The following is a 20,796-nucleotide window of genomic DNA, read 5'->3' on the forward strand; positions in this document are numbered from 1 at the left end:
CGCCACGCCTCGACACCCGCTTCGGGCTGCTGCGTGGCGCGCTGGTAGAACGACGCTGCCGTCGTCGAGTCGCCGCGTTTCTCCAGGTCGGCGGCCAGTTGCATGAAGCGCTCGTAGCTGGCGTCGGATTTGGGCTGAGTCGAACACGCCGCCAGACTCAGGCAGCCGAGCAACAACAACGTGGGGACGGAACGAGGTGGCATGGGCAGGGCTCTTGTGAAAGGGGGCGGGGCGAGGCGTTTCAGCCATCGACAGCCATTGAGGGCGAGCGCCATTTTATAGCCCCTGCGCTGAATAGCGACCGTTTTCTGAAGCCTGTCTGCCAGCGGCCGTCGCATTGTCACGGAGGGCGCCATGAAGCACTTCAGGGCTGACCCGCCAGTTTCAAAATTGCTGATGCTGATCCTGCTGTGCCTGTTATCCAGCGTGCTTAAGGCCGCCTCGGAACGTCAGCCAGACTGGTTCTCAGAGCCTTACGCCTACGTGCTGGTCGACCAGGATATTCGCGGTGCGCTGACTGAGTTCGGTCAGCACCTTGGCCTGATCGTGGTGTTTTCCGAGAAGGTCCGCGGAAACGCACGAGGCACGGTACGTGGCGAGGATGCCGGTGAGTTTCTCACCCGCTTGTGCGATGCGAATCAACTGAGCTGGTACTTCGACGGCAACGTACTGCACATCGCCGGTGCCGATGAGGTCGCCACCCGTGTGTTCGACCTGCAAGGGCCGCGGCTTGAAGAGTTGCAGCGTTATATGGCGCGGCTGGAAGTGTCCGGCCAGCCGATGTCCAGCCGCGTCAGCCCCGACAGCGACAGCCTTTTTGTTTCAGGGCCGCCAGCCTGGCTGGCGCAGATTCAGCACCATGTGGATCGTCAACCTGCCGCCGAGGTCGCGCCTGTAGTGCGTGAGCGCGGCGTGCGGGTGTTTCGTGGCGGTGTCGTCACTCAAGTCGCTACCGACCGTCAGTAAACCGAAGAAGGAGCACTACCCATGTCCATCAACGCCGTAGACAGCAATGTAGACATCAATGTTTCCAGTCAGGAATCGCGCTTCAACGCCGCCGTCGAAAACGCCGAGCAGGCTGCCAGCGACAGTGAGTTCAACGATGCCCTGATTACCCAGGCGGTCACCATTGGCGGGCAGTTCATTATCATGCCGCGCGCTCAGGAAATGCTCAACGAAGTCCAATCTGACGACGACTCTGAATAGGTTCCGACCATGACCGTCAATCCAGCTGCATCACCGGCGGCGGCTGCCTTGCCTTCGCCGGGAGGAGGCGGGGTTCCGCAGGCTTCCCAGAACCTCTTCGAACACATGGCCGAGACTTCCAAAGGCATGCCGCAGGGTGCCAGCCCGCATCAGATCGGTAGCAACCTGATGGAGCGACTGGATGGTTTTATTGACCGCTCGCGGCAGTTCTCAGAGCGGGCCGATGCGCTGACCCAGGGTAATGCGCTGCAGTCCGCCAATCATGCTCCGAGCCCAGCCACCAGCGCTGTCCAGGCGCCGGGCAAAGTAGGTGAGCCGCAGGTCGATCGCATCGTCCAGTCGCTTGGACGGATGTTCGATTACTCCATCGAAACCCAGATGGTGGTACGCGGGGCAACCCAGATATCCGGCTCTGCCAACACCCTTCTAAAAGGTCAATGAACCATGCCCAAACGCCGCCGTGTCTTGCGCCTGTTGATAGTGGCGACGCTTGCCAGCCTGTTGCAGGCCTGCGATATCGATCTTTACACCAACCTCGGCGAGCGTGAGGCCAACGCCATGCTGGCGGTGCTGTTGCGTGATGGCATCCCGGCCTCGCGCAAGGTTCAGGACAACGGTCAGCTCAAGGTGATGGTCGACGAAAAGCGCTTTGTCCAGGCGATGGCGGCGCTGGATGACGCAGGCCTGCCAGGGCAGAGCTTTTCCAATATGGGAGAGATTTTCAAAGGCAATGGCCTGGTGTCCTCGCCAGTGCAGGAGCGCGCGCAGATGGTGTATGCGCTGAGTGAGGAGCTGTCCCATACCGTTTCGCAGATAGATGGCATTCTGTCCGCGCGGGTGCATGTGGTGCTGCCTGACAATGATTTACTCAAACGGGTGATTTCGCCGTCCTCGGCATCGGTGCTGGTCCGTTTTGACCCGCGAACCGACATCAATGTGCTGATCCCGCAGATCAAGACGCTGGTTGCCAACGGCATCTCCGGGCTGGGCTACGACGGTGTTTCAGTCACGGCGATCAAGGCAGTCATTCCCGACAAGGCCAGTGCCCAGCCGCAGTTGGGCAGTTTCCTGGGCCTGTGGATGCTTGAAGATGACCTGCCAGCGGCACGCTGGCTGTTTGGCACTCTGTTGCTGGTTGCGCTGGTGCTTGCCGGACTGCTGGGCCGACAGTTCTGGCAGCGACGCCGGGGCGAGGGCTCATACGTGTTGAGTGAAGCGTCATGAACACGGCGCTGACCAGCCAGTGGCACGCACTGGCCGAACGTCCCTTGGCCTTTGTCCGCGAGCGCTGTCTGGCCGAATGCCTTGAACGTGACGTTGATGCGGCCCGACTTGCAGCGTTACGCGATTCACCGCGCTTTACCGCACGCCTTGAACAATTGCTGACCGTACATTTCAAGCTACAGCCGCTGGCGCAGCTGGACCTGCCTGCGGAGCAGGATCTGGCGGTACTGCTGCTGAGCGAAAGCGATTTTTCGCATTTGACACGCCTGTGTGGTGCGGTCTGGCACGCGGCAACGCTGAGTCGGGAAATTCGTGGCGAAGTGGTCAGTGAGTACCGTCGCCTGCTGGGTAACGACACATTCTCGCTGGCCCTCACTCATCGGCATCTGGCCGGTGCGGCCGATCTATTGCGTACACCTGCCGAGTTGTTCCAGGCCATCGATCGCGATGGTGCTGCCTGTGTGGCCGCCTGGCTACAATCCTGTCCTGCACAGCTGCAGGCCTGGCTGCGGCTGCGTCTGGCTGAACCTGTGCACGCTGCACCGGATGATGCGAAACAGGTGACGGTGGTGCAAACCGTTGCTCGACACCTGACGGAGATCAGCAGCCATGAGTGATCTGCCAACACGACCAGGCTCCCGGGTGTTGCGTGCTGCCGACGCCGCTCGCTGGATCGACGGATTTGCCTTCATCGAAGCCGCGCATGAAGAGGCACGTTGCGTGCGGGAAAACAGCGCGCAATGGCTTGAACAGGCTCGCGCCGAAGGCTTCGAGCATGCCAGACAGGAGGGCGCCGAACGGGCCGCTGCATTGCTGGCACAGACCAGCGCCGAGGTCGACCGCTACCTGGCCGGGCTGGAAACTTCGCTGGTTGAACTGGCACTGGGCATCGCCCGACAGGTACTGGGAGAGATTGACGAGCGCGAGCGGTTGTTGCGCTGTACTGCGCAGGCGTTGGCAGCGTTTCGTCAGGATCAGGCGTTGACTCTGCATGTACCCGGCACTGAAGTTGAAGGTCTGCGTCAGCACCTGGCCCACGCGCCGCTGCCCTTGCATTCGCTGAGTATCGAAGGCGATGACCAGCTCGAAGCAGGGCAGGCGCGGTTGGGTGGCCCGGCGGGGTCCGTGGAACTCGGGCTGGAGGCCCAGCTGGATAATCTGCGCCGTGCGTTGTTACCGCTGGCAGAAGGTGATTCGCGATGACTGAGGCCCTGACGACGCTGCTGCCCAACCTCGGTTTGCGCTTGCAATTCGCCCAGCCCAGGCCCATGCGTGGGACGCTGCGCAGTATTCGTGGCGTGTTGCTGCGCGCCAGCGTCGCCGGCGTAGGCATCGGAGAGTTATGTGTGCTGCGCGATCCGGGTAACGGCCGAGAGCTGTCGGCGGAAGTTATCGGCTTCGATGAAGATGACGCGATCCTGTCGCCTATCGGCTCGATGGAGGGCCTTTCGACGCGTACCCAGATCATCGCCACAGGCCAGGCGCTCGGCGTGCAGGTTGGCGATGCCTTGCTGGGTCGTGTGATCAGCCCTATGGGCGAGTTTCTCGACGGACCTGCGCCGACTGCCACGCTCGGGATGCAGCATTATCCATTGCATGCAGAACCTCCGGCGCCCTTCAGCCGCCAGCGAATCGTCAAGCCACTGTCATTGGGCATACGAGCTATCGACAGCCTGTTGACCCTCGGCCAGGGGCAACGCATGGGTATTTTCGGCGAGCCGGGTGTGGGTAAGTCTTCCTTGTTGGCGAGTATCGTTCGCAATAGCGATGCCGACGTGATCGTCATCGGGCTTATCGGCGAGCGTGGCCGTGAAGTACGCGAACTGCTTGAAGGGCAACTCGACGCCACGGCCCGGGCACGTACCGTGGCGGTGGTTGCCACCTCTGACCGGCCCGCCGCCGAGCGGGTCAGGGCGGCTTACGTAGCGACCACTCTGGCTGAGTATCACCGTGATCAGGGGCGCAATGTACTCTTGTTGATGGACAGCCTGACCCGTTTTGCCCGTGCCCAGCGCGAAATTGGTCTGGCAGTGGGGGAGCCGCCGACCCGGCGTGGTTATCCACCTTCTTTTTTCTCGGCATTGCCGCGCCTGCTGGAGCGCGCCGGCCCTGGCCCGCAGGGCAGCATCACGGCGCTTTACACCGTATTGACCGAAGGTGATGCGGCCATGGACCCGGTAGCCGAGGAGACTCGCTCAATCCTTGATGGCCATATCGTGCTGAGCGCCGAACTGGCGCAGCGCGATCACTTTCCGGCAATCGATGTTTTACGCAGTCGCAGCCGCTTGATGGACCACATTGCGACTGCCGAACACAGGCAACTGGCATCACGGCTGCGTGAGTTGATTGCCCGCCGTCAGGAAATCGAACTGTTGATTCAGGTGGGTGAGTACGCGGCTGGCAGTGACCCGATAGCCGACGAGGCAATTGCCCGCCATTCGTCGATCGAGGCATTTCTGCGTCAGCCGCCCTCCGAACATGACAGCCTTGCGCAAACTCTGGCCCGCCTGCGCAAGGTGCTGGCATGAGCCCGTTTTTCGATTCGGCTCCTGATTCACTCTACGACTCGACGCCGATTGGTCTTTGCTATGGAAAAAAACGATGAAGAAGGCCGACCTGTACAGCCTGCAAGCCTTGCGTCTGTTGCGTGAGCAGCGCGCTGCCGCTCATCTTGGCGCTCAACGGGAGCGCTGCCGTGATAGCCACACCGAGCTGGATCAGGCACGGGAAAAGTTACGCCTGCATCGGGAACAACTGGCTCAGGAGGCCGAGCAGGCGGTCGGCCAGCTCAGCGAGTGGAAGGTCGTTCAGGAGCGCTTGAAGCAACTGCATGACGAACGCAAGGCATTGCAGGCCGACGCCGATAATGCGGTGTTGAACCTTGAGACTGAAGAGCAGGCACGCAAGCGGCTCAGGCAGGCGCACCTTGAACAGCTGAAAAAGTCCCGAGCCTGGCAGGACCTTGTCGAACAGCGCATGCGCAACGATGCGCGGGCCAGTGAGCAGCGCGATGAGGCCGATCAGGCAGACCTGCCCGTCAAAGGATCCCCACCTGGAGACGAGCGATGACGGTGTGCGTACAGCCAATGCCTTCGCCTCCAGGCATTGGTTCAGTCCGAAGCCGGCTTGCCCGGTTCGATGCTGATCTGTTGAGTTTGCATAACCTGTTGCATCGCCAGACAGCACCGTGGCGGATTGTTCTTGGGCAGCGCCCCATGCACGTGAGCTTGGCCAGCGCAGGTGGCGAGTGTCGCCGACCGGTGAGGGTGGCCATCAGGTTCGGGCAGGCCTACCTCGAACTTGTCGTTCCGTCGCGTCTTTTCGAGCTGTCAGGGCTGGGCTGGCTGCCAGGTGCGTCAGTCGATACCCAGACCGACACCTTGTTACTGGAGCAGGCTTGGCTGAGCTGGATCGAGCCTCTGGAAACATTATCGGGCGAGCCTGTTCAGGTGCTCCCGTGGCCTGCACATCCGCTCGAAAATCCACTCAGGCTCGCGTTGGAAGTGCGGCCTGATGAGGGGCAGGCACAGACGCTGGAAATACATTTGAATGCCGACAGCGCCCGGCACGTCATCGCGCTGCTCGACCGTAACGCTGTTACAAGACCGCAGCCGCTTGATGCATTGGTACTCACGCTGAGTGTCGAGGCCGGGCAGGCACCATTAACCACCGCAGAGCTGCACAGTCTGGTGCCGGGCGATGTGGTCATGCTCGACACCCTGGCCGACACGCAGGTGCTGATGCGACTGGGCAAGCGCTACCAGACGGTTGCCAGGCACCAGGGTGAAACCCTCGAATGGCTGGGGCCTCTGCGCACCGTCAGTCCCCATTATGTCTCCCACACTTTCAACAGGAACGATTCGATGAGTGAAATGACCGACGGTTCCGATCTGGATACTTCGCTGGATGAGCTGCCGCTTACGCTGGTCTGCCAACTGGGCAGCGTTGAACTGACGCTGGCGCAACTTCGCGAGATGGCGCCGGGCAGCCTGTTGCCGCTGGCCGGTTCGAGGCACGATGAGGTGGACCTGATGGTCAATGGCCGCCGTATAGGCCGTGGCGAGTTGGTGAGTATCGGCGACGGTCTGGGTGTGCGACTGCTGGGTTTCACTGCCTCATGAACGGTTACCAGCCGAACCTGATCGAAATCATTCTGGTCGTCGCTACTATCGGTTTGATTCCATTGGCCGTCGTGACGCTGACGGGATTCATGAAGATATCCGTGGTGCTGTTTCTGATCCGCAATGCGCTGGGCGTGCAGCAGACGCCGCCCAATCTGGTGCTTTACGGCATTGCGCTGATTCTGTCGGTATACGTGACCACGCCGCTGATCGGTGACATGTACCGGGAGGTGCAAGGCCGCGATCTGAGCCTGCAGAATGTCCAGCAACTGGAGGAACTCGGCAGCGCCTTGCGCCCGCCATTACAGGCGCACCTTTCGAAGTTCGCCAATGAAAGCGAACGCGGTTTTTTCGTCCAGGCCACTGAAACCATATGGTCGCCCGAAGCGCGAGCCGATCTGCGCGATGACGATCTTGTCGTGCTGATTCCGGCGTTCGTCAGCTCTGAACTGACCCGTGCCTTCGAGATCGGTTTTCTGCTCTATATCCCGTTTCTGGTCGTCGATCTGTTGGTCTCCAATGTGCTCATGGCGATGGGCATGTCGATGGTCTCGCCCACCTTGATTTCAATTCCGTTGAAGATTTTTCTGTTTGTGGCGCTCAGTGGCTGGTCACGACTGATGCACGGTCTGATCCTGAGCTACGGAGGCTGACGCTGTGGGCCAGGATGTTTTTCTCTCGCTGATGAACAAGGCGCTGATGACTGTCTTGCTGCTCTCCGCTCCGGCGTTGGTCGTGGCCATTGTCGTCGGCCTCAGTGTGGGCCTGTTACAGGCACTGACCCAGATCCAGGACCAGACACTGCCGCAAGTGGTCAAGCTGGTAGCGGTATTGCTGGTGATCGTGTTTGTCGGGCCGTTGCTGGCCGGGCAGGTGGCAGAGCTGGGCAATCAGGTGCTGGACAACTTTCCCTTGTGGACCCGATGAGTCGTCATGGGCGCTGATCTGACCAATGCGTTCATCGAAATCGCTTATCCGGTGATCAGTTCCGCATCGCTGGCAGCTTCGCGGGCGATGGGTGTGGTGATCATTACCCCGGCATTCAATCGTCTGGGCCTGACCGGTATGATCCGTGGCTGCGTGGCAGTGGCGATCTCGGTGCCGATGATCTTGCCGGTGTTCTCGGCGTTCACTTCTATGCCCGAGCACAGCGGTTTTTTCCTCGCGGGGCTGATGATCAAGGAGTTGCTGATCGGGCTGCTGATCGGCCTGTTGTTCGGCATACCGTTCTGGGCTGCCGAGGTGGCTGGCGAACTGATCGACCTGCAACGGGGTTCGACCATGGAGCAGCTGGTCGACCCTTTGGGGCAGGGGGAAGCGAGCGTGATGGCCACGCTGCTGACCGTCATGCTCATCACACTGTTTTTCATGTCGGGCGGCTTTATTCTGATGGTCGACGGTTACTACCATAGCTATCAGCTCTGGCCAGTCACCGAGTTCACGCCGTTGTTCAGCAGCGCTGCCCTGACCTCCATTCTGGCCATTCTCGACCAGGTGATGCGCATTGGTGTGCTGATGGTCGCGCCCTTGCTGATTGCGATGCTGATCACTGATCTGATGCTCGCGTACCTGTCGCGCATGGCACCCAGCCTGCATATTTTTGACCTTTCACTGCCGGTCAAGAACCTGTTTTTTGCGGTGTTGATGGTGGTTTATATCGGGTTTCTGATTCCGGTCATGATTGACCAACTGGCGCAATTTCGAGGAACGGTCGAGGTTCTGAAAACGCTGGCCAGCGAGGGCCTGGGATGAGTGAGTCGAGCGAGGAAAAAAGCCAGCCGGCCTCGGACAAGAAGCTGCGCGATGCACGCAAGAAGGGGCAGGTTGCCAAGAGCCAGGACCTCGTGTCGGGCATGGTCATCCTGCTGTGTACCTTGTGCATATCGGTGCTGCTGCCCAAGGCACGTGCGCAGGTCGAGGCACTGATAGATCTGACCGCACTGATCTATATCGAGCCGTTTGCAGAGGTCTGGCCACGGCTGCTCGATCACGCCGAGCAGATTGTCATCGGCATTACAGTGCCAGTGGTAGCCGTGACTGTCGGCGCGGTGATCCTGACCAACATCGTGACCATGCGCGGCGTGGTGTTTTCGATCGAGCCGATTCAGCCGGATATCAAACGTATCAACCCGACCGAGGGTTTCAAGCGCATTTTCGCCATGCGCAACCTGATCGAGTTTTTGAAGGGACTGGTCAAGGTTGTGTTACTGGCGCTGGCATTCTACGTCGTCGGCCGCCAGGCGCTGCAGGCCCTGATGGAGTCATCGCGATGCGGCGAAGGCTGTATCGAGTCGACGTTCTATCTGGTCCTCAAACCACTGGTATTCACCGTGCTTGCAGCGTTTCTGCTGGTCGGCGCGGTAGACGTGCTGATGCAACGCTGGCTGTTTGGCCGTGAAATGAAAATGAGCCATAGCGAGCAGAAACGCGAGCGCAAAGATATTGATGGCGACCCCATGATCAAGCGCGAACGCCAGCGTCAGCGTCGCGAAATGCAGGCACTGGCCACAAAGCTTGGGTTGGGGCGCGCCTCCTTGATGATTGGCGACAGCGGAGGTTGGGTGGTGGGCGTACGCTATGTGCGCGGTGAGACACCGGTGCCGATAGTGGTCTGTCGTGCCTCGTCACAGGATTCGAGCACCTTGCTGGCAGAGGCCTTGTCGCTGGGCATTGCCCGCTGGCCCGACGCAAGTCTCGCCGAAATGATCGCCCGGCGCAGCGTAGCTGGTGATCCGGTGCCGGAAAATACGTTTCAGGCAGTGGCCGATGCGCTGGTGGCGCAGCGGCTGATCTGACGCCTGACGCCGTGTTTCAATGTACCGCCGGGCAATGACGAGGGGCTGGTGTACCGGGCGCGATTTTCAGGCGGTTGAGGTCGGCGTTGATGCGCCAGGCCCCGAAATGTGTACCGTCCTGCCGAGCGATGTCCAACGCCTGGGTCAGCATCTTGCGTACCTCTTCCAGCGCATGAGTGTGTGGCTGACTGAGCATCAGCTGTGCCTTGACTCTCATGATCTCCGGCAAATACCAACGATCATGGTGTTCAACAGCGTTGATGTGAATTTCATCCAGCGTTTCCAGCGCAAGGGGTTCAAGCCGCAGCGCGGCCAGACCTGATACGTACTCGGTGTGCAGCATCGAACACAGCGGCGTTTCCACATGGTTGCGCAGCTGTTGAAGGGCTTCTCCCAGCAATGGCACGCCTGCTGCCGGGTTGCCCTCACGGATCAGCAGGATACTCTCGTAGCAACTGGTCAACTGACGCCAGATATGCAGCGGTTGCCGTTCGCTGCTTTTTTTAAGCACATCCAGAAAGTGACGTGTCTTGTGCAACGTACCTGCAATCAGCGTTGCGGGGATCGCACTGATGGCCAGGGTATACCAGAGCGTCGCGGGGTGACTCAGGGCAATGGCCTGCTTCACGTTGGTGTCCAGGGCAACCATCGCCTGGCCGGTATTGCCAACCAGCAACTGTACCTGGGCACGCAATGATTGTGCGGCAATTCGCTGGTCGAAATGCATGTCGATGATATGTGACGAAGCAGACCTTGAAGCGCCCAGAGCTTCTTCGATCGCCTGCCCGGCGGTTTTCATATCGCCCATGTAAAACGCGCTGGTGGCGCGCATTCGCCTGCCCAGCAACTGGCAGTCGGCAATTCTGTAATCCTTGCCCAGCGCGAGGAATCGCAAGGCTACCTCTTGAGCCTCGCGGTGCCTGTTGCTACAGGTGTGGTCGTTCCATTGGCCCCACAAAGCGCGCAGGCGATACTCGGAGTCGTTGAGCACTTCGGCATCCTCACTGACCTGTTGCCAGACCTCGCGCATTTTCTGCCCGGCACCGTAGGTAAGCATCAAAATACTGCCAGACATGGTCAACAAGCGCATACGCTGACGACGATCCATCTGCGCCTTTTCTTCGACGTGACGCGGTGTACCGAGGCTGACCCAGTCCTGGTACTCGCGCACCAGCGACAGCCTGAGCCACAGGGGTGAGCTGCTCAGGGTCAGTTCTACACCAAGTTGTCGATCACCCGCGGCTGAAAAGGCCCAGGTCAGTGCTGCGCGAATGGTGTCGATCTCTGCGGCGTAGCGCTGAGTCCAGACGTCTTGTGTCAGCTGATCGAGATCGAGTCTGGCCTGGTTGAGCAGGCGCAGTGCCCACTGGGCGTGTGCGCGGCACAAACGCGGCACATCATCGAGCTGAACGAGCTTGTCATGAGCATATAGGCGCGTGGTTTCCAACAGTCGAAAGCGCTTGCCCTGGCTGTGGTCAAAGGTTCCGAGCAGGGATTTGTCGAGCAGGCTTTCCAGCATCGGTAGCGTCATGCGTACATCCGGCAAACCGATATTGACGATTGCCATGACGCCATCAAGCGTGAATGAGCCATTGAAAATGGACAGTTGGCGCAGGAGTGCCTGCTCGTGTTCGGTGAGCATGCCGTAGGTCCAGTCCAGCGTAGCGCTTAGCGAACGCTGACGCGGTAACGCGGTGCGCAGTCCGGTCATCTGCAAGCGAAAACTGCCGTCCAGCAGCCCGACCAGATCGGCAATGCCGAATGTCCTGACGCGTGCAGCGGCCAGCTCGATTGCCAACGGATTGCCGTCCAGTTTGCGGCAAATGGCTGCGACCGCTTCGGTATCGCTGTCAGTCAACACAAATGCGGGGTCCTGCTCTCGGGCACGTGTGACAAACAGTTCCACACCCGAGTAGGCAATGGCAGTCTCGGCGCTGATAGTCTGGTTTTCGTCCGGTACTTGCAGGGGGCTGAGTTCATGCACCCATTCGCCTTGTACGCGTAAGGGCTCACGGCTGGTGACCACTACGCAGCACAGTGGGGCATTGGCCAATAATGCTTCTACGGCAGAGGCGGTTTCATCAAGTACATGCTCGCAGTTGTCCAGTACCAGCAATTGCTGCCGCTTTGCCAGTGAGGGCGGGATGTCACGCAGCGGCTGTTCGTTTTCAGTGCTTAAACCCAGGGCGAAGGCAATCCTGCCCACGACAGGCTGAGCGCAGCTGACCGGCGTCAGGTCGACGAATGCGGTGCTCAACGAGGCATGTGCAGCCAGGCTATCTGCCAGCGCCAGCGCCAGCGCCAGCGCCACGGTGGTCTTGCCCACGCCGCCAGGTCCGGTCAAGGTCAGCAAGCGACGCTCCAGCGTCAGTTCATGCAACTGACGGATCAGCGCATCACGGCCCAGCACCTGGCGCTTTATCGCCGGTGCCGCAGCAAATGTGTCTTTTGCAGGTGCAGGTGCAGGTAGCGCAGGAGCGGTTGCTGGTTGAACGCTCACTGTTGCGCTGAATCGATAACCCCTGCCTGGCACGGTGACGATATAGGTGAAATCGTCCTGCTCTTCCAGCGCTCTGCGTAACGTCACGATCTGCGCGCGCAGGTTGCATTCTTCCACCACTGCCTTTGGCCAGGCCAGTGTCAGCAATTCGGCCTTTTCCAGTAGTTCGCCGGGGCGTGTTGCGAATGCCACCAGCAGAGACATGGCGCGACTGCCCAGCGGTACCGGCTGCGAGTGCCTGAACAACAGCTGCTGCGGGTGCAGCACAAAAGAGCCGAAGCGGATAGCTTCCTGCCCCTGGAGAGCGTCACGTGTTCTGATATCGACCGTTTTACCCGGGGTGCCTGTTTCAAAATCCATGCTTAGACCTGTATCAGAAGTAACAGCTGTGCTACCGCACCTTGCAGGAGCATGAGGTATTGATCTGTAAACGGTTTTTTTGATCTGCTTACATCCCGTAACGTCAGCTCGATAAGCTTGACGCGTCTGCTCGGGTGGGACGCTGAATCTTAATTAGCTGATGTGACCGTTTAGTTAGCCATGCATAAACCACGCCCGTAGTAATGGACACCATTTGCCGGTCAACCCGAGTACCGTCTGTCGACTGAGCGATAATTTTCTACAACCCTCATAAAGCGTCTCGGTGAGTTCGACGACTTCGGGCCCTGGACTGTTGAGATATTCATGTGAAAAACCGGAAATGTGCTGTATTGACCGTGCCTTCAAGGCTGTATGACTTGTCAGGGTGTCATCAGAAGTAAATCGTCTTGTTACCCGTAACGCGTTGCTTAATGAGGGCGCTGAGATAACTGTTCAAGGTAACTTTCCGGTCTGTGTCATCCCTTCTTAACGCAAGTCCGATTTAATCGCGTGTGATAGCGGATGCCTGGTCTTTGATCAGGTCCCGTGCCTCTGCCTTTTAGTCAGGCCCAGCTCGCACCAGTCTGACTCATGGCGCAGCTCGTTCTTTTGCGCGGGCAGCAGTTGTCGCTGTGATTTTTCTGGTGACCAATGGAAGGATAAAGACAATGACCTCCGTCAGCAAAATCACCACTGAAAAACCAAAAGACCCGGTAGACGCCAAGGCCTGGGAGCAGGCCGTGCAGCAGTCCAGGGATGCCGGTATCCAGTGGGAGTTACCTTCAGATGACAAGCGCTCTGCACAGGAAATCATTGATGACAACCCGTTGCTCAAAAGTCTGGGCGGACGAGGCGACCGTGGCGAAGCCAAACAGAACCTGATCGCTCAGGTGGGCGATTACACCAAGGATTCGAGCGCCGCATTCCGGGCTGTGCAATTGCTTGAACACATTGAGACCTTTGACGCCAATGGTAACCGTCTGGCCAGTAACGACATCGGCAATAATCGCATCGACGGGTATACCAGCAGCAGCGACGCGAAGCATGGCAGCGAAGCGGGTCGTTTGAAGGATTTCGGCAAGTTCGGTTTTTCCAGTCTGAAAGGCAAACTGCATGAGGTGCGATCCCCGGCTGACGACCCTGCCATCCGTGAGCAGGCCGAGAAACTGGGCATTCAGTGGGAGCGACCGAAAGGTGACGAGCGCGACGCGCAGGCCATAATCGACACTGACCCGTTGTTGAAAAATCTGGGTAACCGGACATGCTCAAGGAGCAGGTCGGCGATTTCGAGCGCGATGCCGACGCAGCCTATCGCGCGACCCAGGTGCTGGCTCACATCGAACAGTTCGATGGCAACGGCGTGCGGATTGTCGGTAGCGATGTAGCGAACGGTAGCATTAACGGTTTCACCAAGAGTGGCGAGGCGAAGAACGGTACTGAAGCCGGTCGCCTGCAGGACTTTGGCAAGGACGGGTTTGCAAGCCTCAAGGGCGAGATGACCAATGTGTCGTCAGTGGGTGACAACAAGGAAGCACGTGAACAGGCCGAGAAACTCGGTTTTTTGTGGGAGTTGCCCAAGGATGACAAGCGTTCGGCCGAAGAGATCATCGACGCTAATCCGTTGTTGAAGAATCTGGGCAACCAGAGCGGCGTCAAGGACATGCTCAAGGAGCGGGTCGGCGATTTCGAAAAAGATGCCAATGCCGCGTTTCGTGCGGCTCAGGTGCTTGACCGGGTGACCCTGTACAACGAGAAGGGCGAGGCTCAGTCAGGTGGCCAGGTGTTCAACAGCAGCATTGATGGCTTCACCAAGGGCGCCGAGGCAAAGCATGGCACCGAGGCCGGACGGTTGCAGGATTTTGGCAAGCTGGGCTTCGCCGCGCTGCCCGAGCTGAAAAAGACCGAGGAGATCGGTAGTTACAAGGATTTTCTCAAGGCCAACCCTGACGCCGATGAGGCTTCAAGGCAGATCGCCAGATATGCGGCGATCATCGACGAAAATTACGACGCGATCAAAGGCAAGACCGGCTCTTCGGATTTCAACGCTGAAGCACTGACAGCCTACAAAGAGAAAAACCCTCAGTTGAGTGATGAGGTCAAGGAAGCGTTGGACTTCTGGTCGCAACCCGGTGCCTTTGCGTTGCTCGACAATGCGAAGAGTCCCCTGGAGCAGGGCACAGATGGCAAGGCCAGCCGCGGTGACATTCAGGCCTTCATCAAGACGGCTTCGCCGAAGGACGTCGGGGCGGTAGGTACATTGCTGGAAGCCGTTGCCGAAGGCAATCTGCTGGACAAGGTCAACACCGACCCGCTCAACAAGGATGTGTTCGATAACCCGCAAAATTACAGCGCAGAGCAGAAGGCTGCGGTACTTCAGGAACTCAAGGCTGCACAGAGTCTGATCGTGCAGGGCAGCGGTGCCGGGATGTGGAAGGACGACAAATCCAAGGTCCAGATCGCCAACAATGTACGCAGTCATCCCGATGCGCAGAAGCTGCTCGATGATGTCAACAAACATGTAGCGATGCTTGAAAAGGATGCCGCAGTAGTCAAGTTCTATAACGAGAATGCCACCAGCGAGGCAAGCAAGGTGCTGGAGGGCAGCGACGGGCTCAAGCGCGCGCTGCAAAGTACTTACGACAACGATATCAAGACCGGTGCTGCGCTGGACAAGCTGTGGGACGCCAATACCAAGGATGGCAAGACCGACCAGCAGACAGCGCTTGCTCAGTTCTACAGCTCGGCGCAAAGCGTTCAGGGCGCGCTGGGTTTCAGCAAACCGGGCGAAATTCAGGAAGCAGTGCAGAAATCCTCGCATAACAAGGATTTCGAGGCCTTCTATGAAAAATCGCTGGTGTCCGGTGAGCGCCTCAAAGAGCTGTTGAAAACTGAAAGCTTTGAAGTGGCGACCAGCCAGTTCAGCATGGAAGTGGCGATGTACAACGCCGCGCTGAACCCAGAGTTCACGGGTAAATACGACGACAAGCTGACAGAGAACTACACCGCGATTGCTCAGGAGAACGTCTTCAACGATGCCAGCTTTGAGGACCTGAAAAAAGCGTTCGGCAAGGAAGGCAGTGAAGCGCTGGATGAGGAGAAGGTCAAGGCACTGATCGACGAGATCAGCAAGAGCAATCCCGAACTGCTGATGAATGCCGATGGCAAACCCGCTACGTCTGACCAGATTCTTGGCGTTTTCAGGGGCAATTGGGATTTGCTGCGTCAGGGCACCAAGTCCATTTCCGAGCTGGGCCTGTTCAGCGATAACTCGTCGATAAAGGCCGCTTCCGGTGCCGGAGTCCTGCATGGCGTCAGCGGCCTGTTCATGGCCGGTATCACCATTGCTAAAGGTGCAAATGGCGCGGGGGCCCTGACTGATCGGCAAATCGTCGACATCACTACCGGTTCGGTACAAAGCGCAACGTTGCTGGTCGAGGGCGGCATCAAGAACGTCACGACCATGTTCAAGGACATCAAGGACGTACTGGAGCCGGACGTTTACAAGGACATCACGACTAACCTGTCGAAATTGGAAAACGCCGCGAAGGGGCTCGGTGGACTTGCCGGTGTGGCTGCGGGTGCTTACGGCATCTTTGATGGAGTGAAGTCGATCAGAAGAGGCGAGCTGGTTGCCGGTGGCATGAGCATCACTGCCGGATCTCTTGGCGCTATGGCAGGTCTGGCATCTGCAGCTGAAGGCGCTGCGGGCGTTCTGCAACTGACGGGCAGCGTGGTCCGTGCCTTGCCGCTGCTCGCTGGCAGCCTTGGTATTGCCGCAGCCGGCGTGGGCGCTCTGGCGTTGCTGATTCCCGGTCTGATCGAGGAAGGCAAGCAGGAAACGCGCGTTGACCGCTTCTCCGATCACCTCAGGGACTACCTGACCCAGTACGAGATCGACGGCGTCGAGAACGGCGACATCTATGATGTGCCGGACAGCGAGTGGCCGGGCCCAGAGGAAACCACGATCGCTTCGTGATGTGAACAGGCTGGGGCAACCCGGCCTGTTTTTTATGCGAGTCCCTGCCTGCTTCAATCAGCTTTTCATTTCGGCCTCACACATTTCAAACATCTGGAGCCTGATCATGGCGACATTCGCGCTCTGCGAAACACGCCTCCATTGATCATCCAGGTAGACACAATGAACAAGCTGCCCCAGATAACCCTGGCCTTCTGGATCATGAAGATCTGCGCGACCACACTTGGTGAAACAGCGGGCGACTTATTGTCGATGACGCTTGATGTCGGGTATGCGATCAGCTCTCTGATACTGATAAGCCTGTTTGTAGCCACGCTCGTGACACAGCTCGCCGCAAAACGTTATCACCCGATGCTTTACTGGTTGGTCATTCTTTCCACCAGTACTGCAGGCACCACGATGTCGGACTTCATGGACCGGACACTCGGGCTTGGCTACGCAACGGGTTCTGCAATTCTGATTACCTTGCTGATGGCCATTTTTTGCGCGTGGTATGTCAGCGAGAAATCGTTGTCGGTAGACAGAGTATCGACGCTGAAAGGTGAGCTTTTTTACTGGTTCGCGATTCTCATCTCCAACACGCTGGGCACAGCGCTCGGCGATTACCTGGCCGACGATTCGGGGCTCGGCTTTGCCGGAGGTGCGGTGCTGATCGGTTCTGCGATAGCGTTGGTCGTCGTCCTGCATTTCACCACCAGACTGTCCTCGATCATGCTTTTCTGGATAGCCTTTGTGTTGACGAGGCCATTCGGGGCAACGCTGGGTGATGTGCTGACCAAGCCCTACGAGAAGGGCGGGCTGGATTTCGGCACGATAGGGTCGTCCGCCGTGTTGCTCGCGGTGTTGCTGGTGCTGGTGGTGGTGGCGACTTACCGTGAGCGTAAACCTTCGCCAGCCGATAACAGGCTGATTGAGAGCTGACCCGGTCAGGCCTGAAGCAGTTCGCTCAAGGCCTCATTCAACTGCTCTGCACTGAACGGTTTGGCGACGCAGCGCCGGTCAACCCATACCTCGGGGATGCCCAGTCGCCCATACCCGGAGCAAAACATGAAGGGTATGCCGCGATGGGCAATGGCCGCTGCTATCGGGAACGAGTTACCGCCGATGATATTGATATCCAGAATGGCCAGGTCATAGTCGCCGTTGCGAGCATATTCAATGCCTTCGCCAAGCGAACTGGCGTGGTAGGCGGTAGCGAACCCCAGGTCCTCAAGCATCATCTCCATCAGCATTGCGAGCATTGTCTCGTCCTCGACCAGCAGCACTTTGGGGAGCGAGGTATGGTCGTCTGATTCTGAACTCATAAGCTGCCTTCCGGTTTGTCTGGCCAGGGGATCAGCATCGACCAGATAATGCCTGTGCTGGCGAACTGAATGTCAGCCTTGCCTTTGAGTTCTCGTTCGATACTGCGGCGTATCAAGCGAAAGCCAAAGCCTTTTACCGTGCTTGCGGCAATCGGCGGGCCGCCTGTTTCACTCCATTCGATCTTCAGCGTGGGAGGATTGTGCCCGGCGTCCAGGGTGGAGATCACCGTCACCTGGCCTGCTGCTGATGAAAGTGCACCATGCTGCACCGCGTTAGCCATCAGTTCGTGCAGAACCATTGAGAGCGTCAATGACACGCGCGGCTCCAGAGTTACCGGATTGCCTGTGAAGCTGATCTTGTGCGCCCCCGCGTTTACCGCTTGAAGCTGCTCGATCAGGTCGACCAGTTCAGTGGATATCCACTCTGCCCGGGCCAGGGCATCATGCGCCTGGCTCAGTGCAAACAGACGTGCATCGAAGCTTTTGCGAAAGGACTCCAGTGAGGCAGAGCTGTTGACCGTGAGAGAGGCGATGGCCTGAACGGTTGCCAGGGTGTTTTTGACCCGATGGTTCAGTTCGTTCAGCAGCCCCGCGCGGGTCAGGCGATCTTCGAGTTGCTGGCGCTCCAGTTTGCTGGAGATCGATTGCGCCAGTCGATGAGTCGTGCCGCTCTGTTTTAAAAACGTCGCCTCGCCAATGACATCCTGCCCCTCATGCATAGGCAGCCTGAAGGAAAATACACTTCCCGAATCGACTGAGCTTTCGGCCCACAAGCGTCCACCGTGGGCGGTGATAATACCCTGGCATATATAAAGACCCAGGCCGTTGCCTCGTGGGTTGCCTTCCTTGACAGACCAATAACGCTGGAAAATATAGGGCAAGTGTTCCGCCGGGATACCTATCCCGTCATCACTGACCTTGAACAGGACTTCATTTTCACTGGCGACCGCATCGATGTTGATTCGGCCACCTTTGGGGGTGAACTTGATGGCGTTACCCACCAGGTTGGAAAGCACCTGAAAGATTCGCTCCGGATCCGCATTGATGACCAGACCCTGCGCGGCGGTGCAATTGAGTTCGATATTCTTTTCAGTAGTCAGCATGACCAGAAGGCTGCATGCCTCTTCAAGCAGACTGGTGACACCCAGCGGCAAGCGTGAGAGCTGATAACGGCCTGCTTCAATCTGTGCGGTATCGAACAAGTCTTCAAGAAGACTGTTCATGCGGGTTGTCGCTTTCTCGATGGTGCCCAGTGCGCGCCGGATGTTGCGGTTTTCAGAGTGTGTATCGCCGATTGCCCATCGCTGCATCATGCCGCACTGCATGATGATGATCGACATCGGGTTGCGCAGGTCATGGGACACCACCGCGACCAGCTCATCGCGCAAACGCACCGCCTCCTGCTCGCGCTGAACCTGGCGCTCCAGGTCGTTCTCCAGCGCTGAGCGGCGTATGTCTTCAGCACCATAAAGATCGCCCCGCGACCAGGGGCTGGCGATGCCTGTGACCTGCTGTTCCCACGCGTCGAAAGACTGTCTCGGGCGCAAGCGGTGGCGTGCGGAGCCTTCCGGGCTGGTACTCACATGGTGGGCCGGGTTTCCGCTCCAGTTCATTGTCGAGGTGAGCTGAGCACGAAACCACATGACCGCGTTATCAATCGGCTTGGGCAATGTAAAGGCAATCACGCCGCTCGCGACATCTCTGTAGGCCGCGCTTTCGGGATACTCCTTGTGCATGGAGTGGGTATGAAAAACACCCAGACCCTGCAAGCCTGTCGTTCGCTGCGTCGACCGCTGGCGTGCCAGCCCTGTGTCCCGAATCCAGAGGTACAGCGCTTGCACCTGCTCGGTCGTAGGGCATACGCCGAACAGGTGAACCCGGTCGTCAATCAGAACCGCGACGCCGTCCGCCAGTGTCAAGGACTGAAGCAGTTCGGGTCGGCTCACCAGGCCGTCGAGGATTTCATGGTCGGCACGACTCATTGCGTCTGCCAGTTGCCCGAGCAGGACAACTTTCTCTTCCCGTTCGCGCTGGATATCAGTTGCAACAATTGCGGAAATTTTCACCGACAACAGTTGCCCGATCATTGCACAGGCATCGCGCAGCTCTCTGGACACCAGCAGCGGTTCAGGATGCCCACAGGCGATAAGCCCCCAAAGTTCGCCGCCGTCCAGCAGCGAGATGCTCATCGATGAGCGCACGCCCATTATTCGCAGTGAACAGGGGACACGCTACGCAGCGTCGAGAAGCCCAGATCGAGTGGCTGGCCTGTTGCAGGTCGCAGTGTCGGTATCAGGGGGACGGGAACGTAGGTTGCGTCCGGAATCACCCAAATCCAGTTCAAACGATACAGCTCTCGCGCCTGGGCAGGAATATCCGAGCCTGGGAAGTTCAAACCACTGTAACTGGGTAATAGCCCGGTCAACGCCTGGGCAACGACCTTGCCATGCCCCTCGGGCTCGAACCGGTAAATCATCACCCGGTCGTAGCCGGTAAGTGCCTGAATCTCGTGAACACTGATATCGAACAGCGTTTCCAGCGTGGTCGCTGCCTGCAGGTTGCGCAACACACGGGTAATGATTCTGGACTGTTCGTGGCCGGCTTCGACGAAGGGTTCCAGTTCGATAATCAGCACGTCATCGGTACGGTGCAGCGAAGCACTGTAGTGAGCGCTTCCCAGCGTCAGTCGTATCGGATCAATGTGTGGAGCAGCAGGGTGGTGGTACGCATTTTCGATAATCGTCGCCTGCTCGGGCGATAACAGCAATGACAGGGGCCTGCCCAGCAACGCGTCGCTGTCCAGCCCAAGCTCATTTGCGCAATTGGCGCTGACTTGTTCGATACACAGCGGGTTGCCTGCAACGCTGAGCAACACGCCATGAGGCTGGATTGCGCCGGGCACCCGAATCGGTTCACGGGCACACTCGGCAAGCGCGGCTTCAAGCGCTGCATCTGGGCCTGCAGCCAGCATGGGCTCGATCATTTGCGTGAACTCCATAGGGTATTTCAACCGGAAACAGCCTGCCGCTGCCTTGGTACGACATGCAGTCGTTAAGCACAAAGAGCGATTCGGATAGTTTTTGTCAGCCGTGACAAAACTTTGAGCGATCAACAGCCCGGATGGACAGCGCAAGAAAATGCGAGGTTGCCGCGAAGGTGCGGCGTGGAGACCTGGATAATACAGCTCTGCTGATGCAAGCCAGAGAGTGAAGGAGGTGTGCCACCATAACAGGTGCCAAGAGGATGCGTGGCTTTAACTGTTTTTTCGGCCAGAAGGCGCCAATTACAAAAAAGCCCCGCCAGACATTGT

At 58.5% G+C, this 20,796-nt stretch carries 17 protein-coding genes and 3 pseudogenes; 15 read left to right on the forward strand and 5 right to left on the reverse strand.

What is annotated here, in order from left to right; genetic code table 11:
• Positions 1 to 203 (reverse strand): annotated as a pseudogene (locus ALO64_RS23675) (tetratricopeptide repeat protein); the annotation flags it as partial.
• 151 nt (positions 204 to 354) lie between these two features.
• Here ALO64_RS23675 and ALO64_RS02520 point away from each other — a divergent pair.
• The 13 genes from ALO64_RS02520 to ALO64_RS02580 all read left to right on the forward strand — a co-directional run bounded on the left by ALO64_RS02520 (position 355) and on the right by ALO64_RS02580 (position 9,346).
• Positions 355 to 966, forward strand: coding sequence for a hypothetical protein (locus tag ALO64_RS02520; RefSeq protein WP_054098378.1), 612 nt, complete (start codon positions 355 to 357; stop codon positions 964 to 966).
• Between the two features lie 21 nt (positions 967 to 987).
• Positions 988 to 1,206, forward strand: coding sequence for a hypothetical protein (locus tag ALO64_RS02525; RefSeq protein WP_044344552.1), 219 nt, complete (start codon positions 988 to 990; stop codon positions 1,204 to 1,206).
• A gap of 9 nt (positions 1,207 to 1,215) precedes the next feature.
• The gene (locus ALO64_RS02530) at positions 1,216 to 1,647 is read left to right on the forward strand and encodes a hypothetical protein (RefSeq protein WP_002553573.1); all 432 of its coding nucleotides are present in this window, start codon (positions 1,216 to 1,218) and stop codon (positions 1,645 to 1,647) included.
• 3 nt (positions 1,648 to 1,650) lie between these two features.
• Entirely contained in the window at positions 1,651 to 2,430 is a 780-nt protein-coding gene (gene sctJ, locus ALO64_RS02535; RefSeq protein ID WP_005733361.1) for a type III secretion system inner membrane ring lipoprotein SctJ, read from the forward strand.
• Complete coding sequence (locus ALO64_RS02540; RefSeq protein WP_044344553.1) at positions 2,427 to 3,047, forward strand: hypothetical protein; 621 nt, start codon at positions 2,427 to 2,429, stop codon at positions 3,045 to 3,047. Before sctJ ends, ALO64_RS02540 begins: the two co-directional genes overlap by 4 nt.
• The gene (locus tag ALO64_RS02545; RefSeq protein ID WP_044344554.1) at positions 3,040 to 3,633 is read left to right on the forward strand and encodes a FliH/SctL family protein; all 594 of its coding nucleotides are present in this window, start codon (positions 3,040 to 3,042) and stop codon (positions 3,631 to 3,633) included. The genes ALO64_RS02540 and ALO64_RS02545 overlap by 8 nt, the downstream gene beginning before the upstream one ends.
• Positions 3,630 to 4,958 carry a FliI/YscN family ATPase gene (locus tag ALO64_RS02550; RefSeq protein WP_005733363.1) on the forward strand — a complete coding sequence of 443 codons (1,329 nt, stop codon included), beginning with the start codon at positions 3,630 to 3,632 and terminating at the stop codon, positions 4,956 to 4,958. Before ALO64_RS02545 ends, ALO64_RS02550 begins: the two co-directional genes overlap by 4 nt.
• A gap of 73 nt (positions 4,959 to 5,031) precedes the next feature.
• A complete protein-coding gene (locus ALO64_RS02555) occupies positions 5,032 to 5,499 on the forward strand; it encodes a hypothetical protein (protein WP_044344555.1) in 468 nt (155 codons plus the stop codon).
• Positions 5,496 to 6,551, forward strand: a complete 1,056-nt coding sequence (gene sctQ, locus ALO64_RS02560; protein WP_005733365.1) for a type III secretion system cytoplasmic ring protein SctQ — start codon at positions 5,496 to 5,498, stop codon at positions 6,549 to 6,551. The genes ALO64_RS02555 and sctQ overlap by 4 nt, the downstream gene beginning before the upstream one ends.
• Positions 6,548 to 7,204 (forward strand): type III secretion system export apparatus subunit SctR, encoded by a 657-nt coding sequence (gene sctR, locus ALO64_RS02565; protein ID WP_004658168.1) that lies wholly within the window; start codon positions 6,548 to 6,550, stop codon positions 7,202 to 7,204. The genes sctQ and sctR overlap by 4 nt, the downstream gene beginning before the upstream one ends.
• Before the next feature lie 4 nt (positions 7,205 to 7,208).
• Positions 7,209 to 7,478, forward strand: a complete 270-nt coding sequence (locus tag ALO64_RS02570) for an EscS/YscS/HrcS family type III secretion system export apparatus protein (RefSeq protein ID WP_004665006.1) — start codon at positions 7,209 to 7,211, stop codon at positions 7,476 to 7,478.
• Between the two features lie 6 nt (positions 7,479 to 7,484).
• Entirely contained in the window at positions 7,485 to 8,303 is an 819-nt protein-coding gene (gene sctT / locus ALO64_RS02575; RefSeq protein ID WP_044344556.1) for a type III secretion system export apparatus subunit SctT, read from the forward strand.
• The gene (locus tag ALO64_RS02580) at positions 8,300 to 9,346 is read left to right on the forward strand and encodes an EscU/YscU/HrcU family type III secretion system export apparatus switch protein (protein ID WP_005733369.1); all 1,047 of its coding nucleotides are present in this window, start codon (positions 8,300 to 8,302) and stop codon (positions 9,344 to 9,346) included. Before sctT ends, ALO64_RS02580 begins: the two co-directional genes overlap by 4 nt.
• 16 nt (positions 9,347 to 9,362) lie before the next feature.
• On the opposite strand, the gene ALO64_RS02585 is transcribed toward ALO64_RS02580, so the two are convergent.
• The gene (locus ALO64_RS02585) at positions 9,363 to 12,206 is read right to left on the reverse strand and encodes an ATP-binding protein (RefSeq protein ID WP_054991648.1); all 2,844 of its coding nucleotides are present in this window, start codon (positions 12,204 to 12,206) and stop codon (positions 9,363 to 9,365) included.
• Between the two features lie 668 nt (positions 12,207 to 12,874).
• On the opposite strand from ALO64_RS02585, the pseudogene ALO64_RS02595 reads away from it, so the two are divergent.
• Positions 12,875 to 16,182, forward strand: a pseudogene (locus ALO64_RS02595) (type III effector HrpK domain-containing protein).
• 162 nt (positions 16,183 to 16,344) lie between these two features.
• Entirely contained in the window at positions 16,345 to 17,103 is a 759-nt protein-coding gene (locus tag ALO64_RS02600) for a COG4705 family protein (RefSeq protein WP_031595582.1), read from the forward strand.
• A 5-nt stretch (positions 17,104 to 17,108) separates the two neighbouring features.
• On the opposite strand, the gene ALO64_RS02605 is transcribed toward ALO64_RS02600, so the two are convergent.
• From ALO64_RS02605 to ALO64_RS25835, 3 genes and pseudogenes are all read right to left on the reverse strand, one after another.
• Positions 17,109 to 17,486 carry a response regulator gene (locus ALO64_RS02605; protein ID WP_002553587.1) on the reverse strand — a complete coding sequence of 126 codons (378 nt, stop codon included), beginning with the start codon at positions 17,484 to 17,486 and terminating at the stop codon, positions 17,109 to 17,111.
• A pseudogene (locus ALO64_RS26525) lies at positions 17,483 to 20,469 on the reverse strand (ATP-binding protein). Before ALO64_RS26525 ends, ALO64_RS02605 begins: the two are co-directional and overlap by 4 nt.
• Before the next feature lie 100 nt (positions 20,470 to 20,569).
• A partial coding sequence (locus ALO64_RS25835; protein WP_217996260.1) for a hypothetical protein occupies positions 20,570 to 20,796 on the reverse strand: 227 nt, incomplete at its 5' end.

It is taken from the genome of Pseudomonas meliae (assembly GCF_001400515.1).
GTDB classification, from domain to species: Bacteria; Pseudomonadota; Gammaproteobacteria; order Pseudomonadales; family Pseudomonadaceae; genus Aquipseudomonas; species Aquipseudomonas amygdali.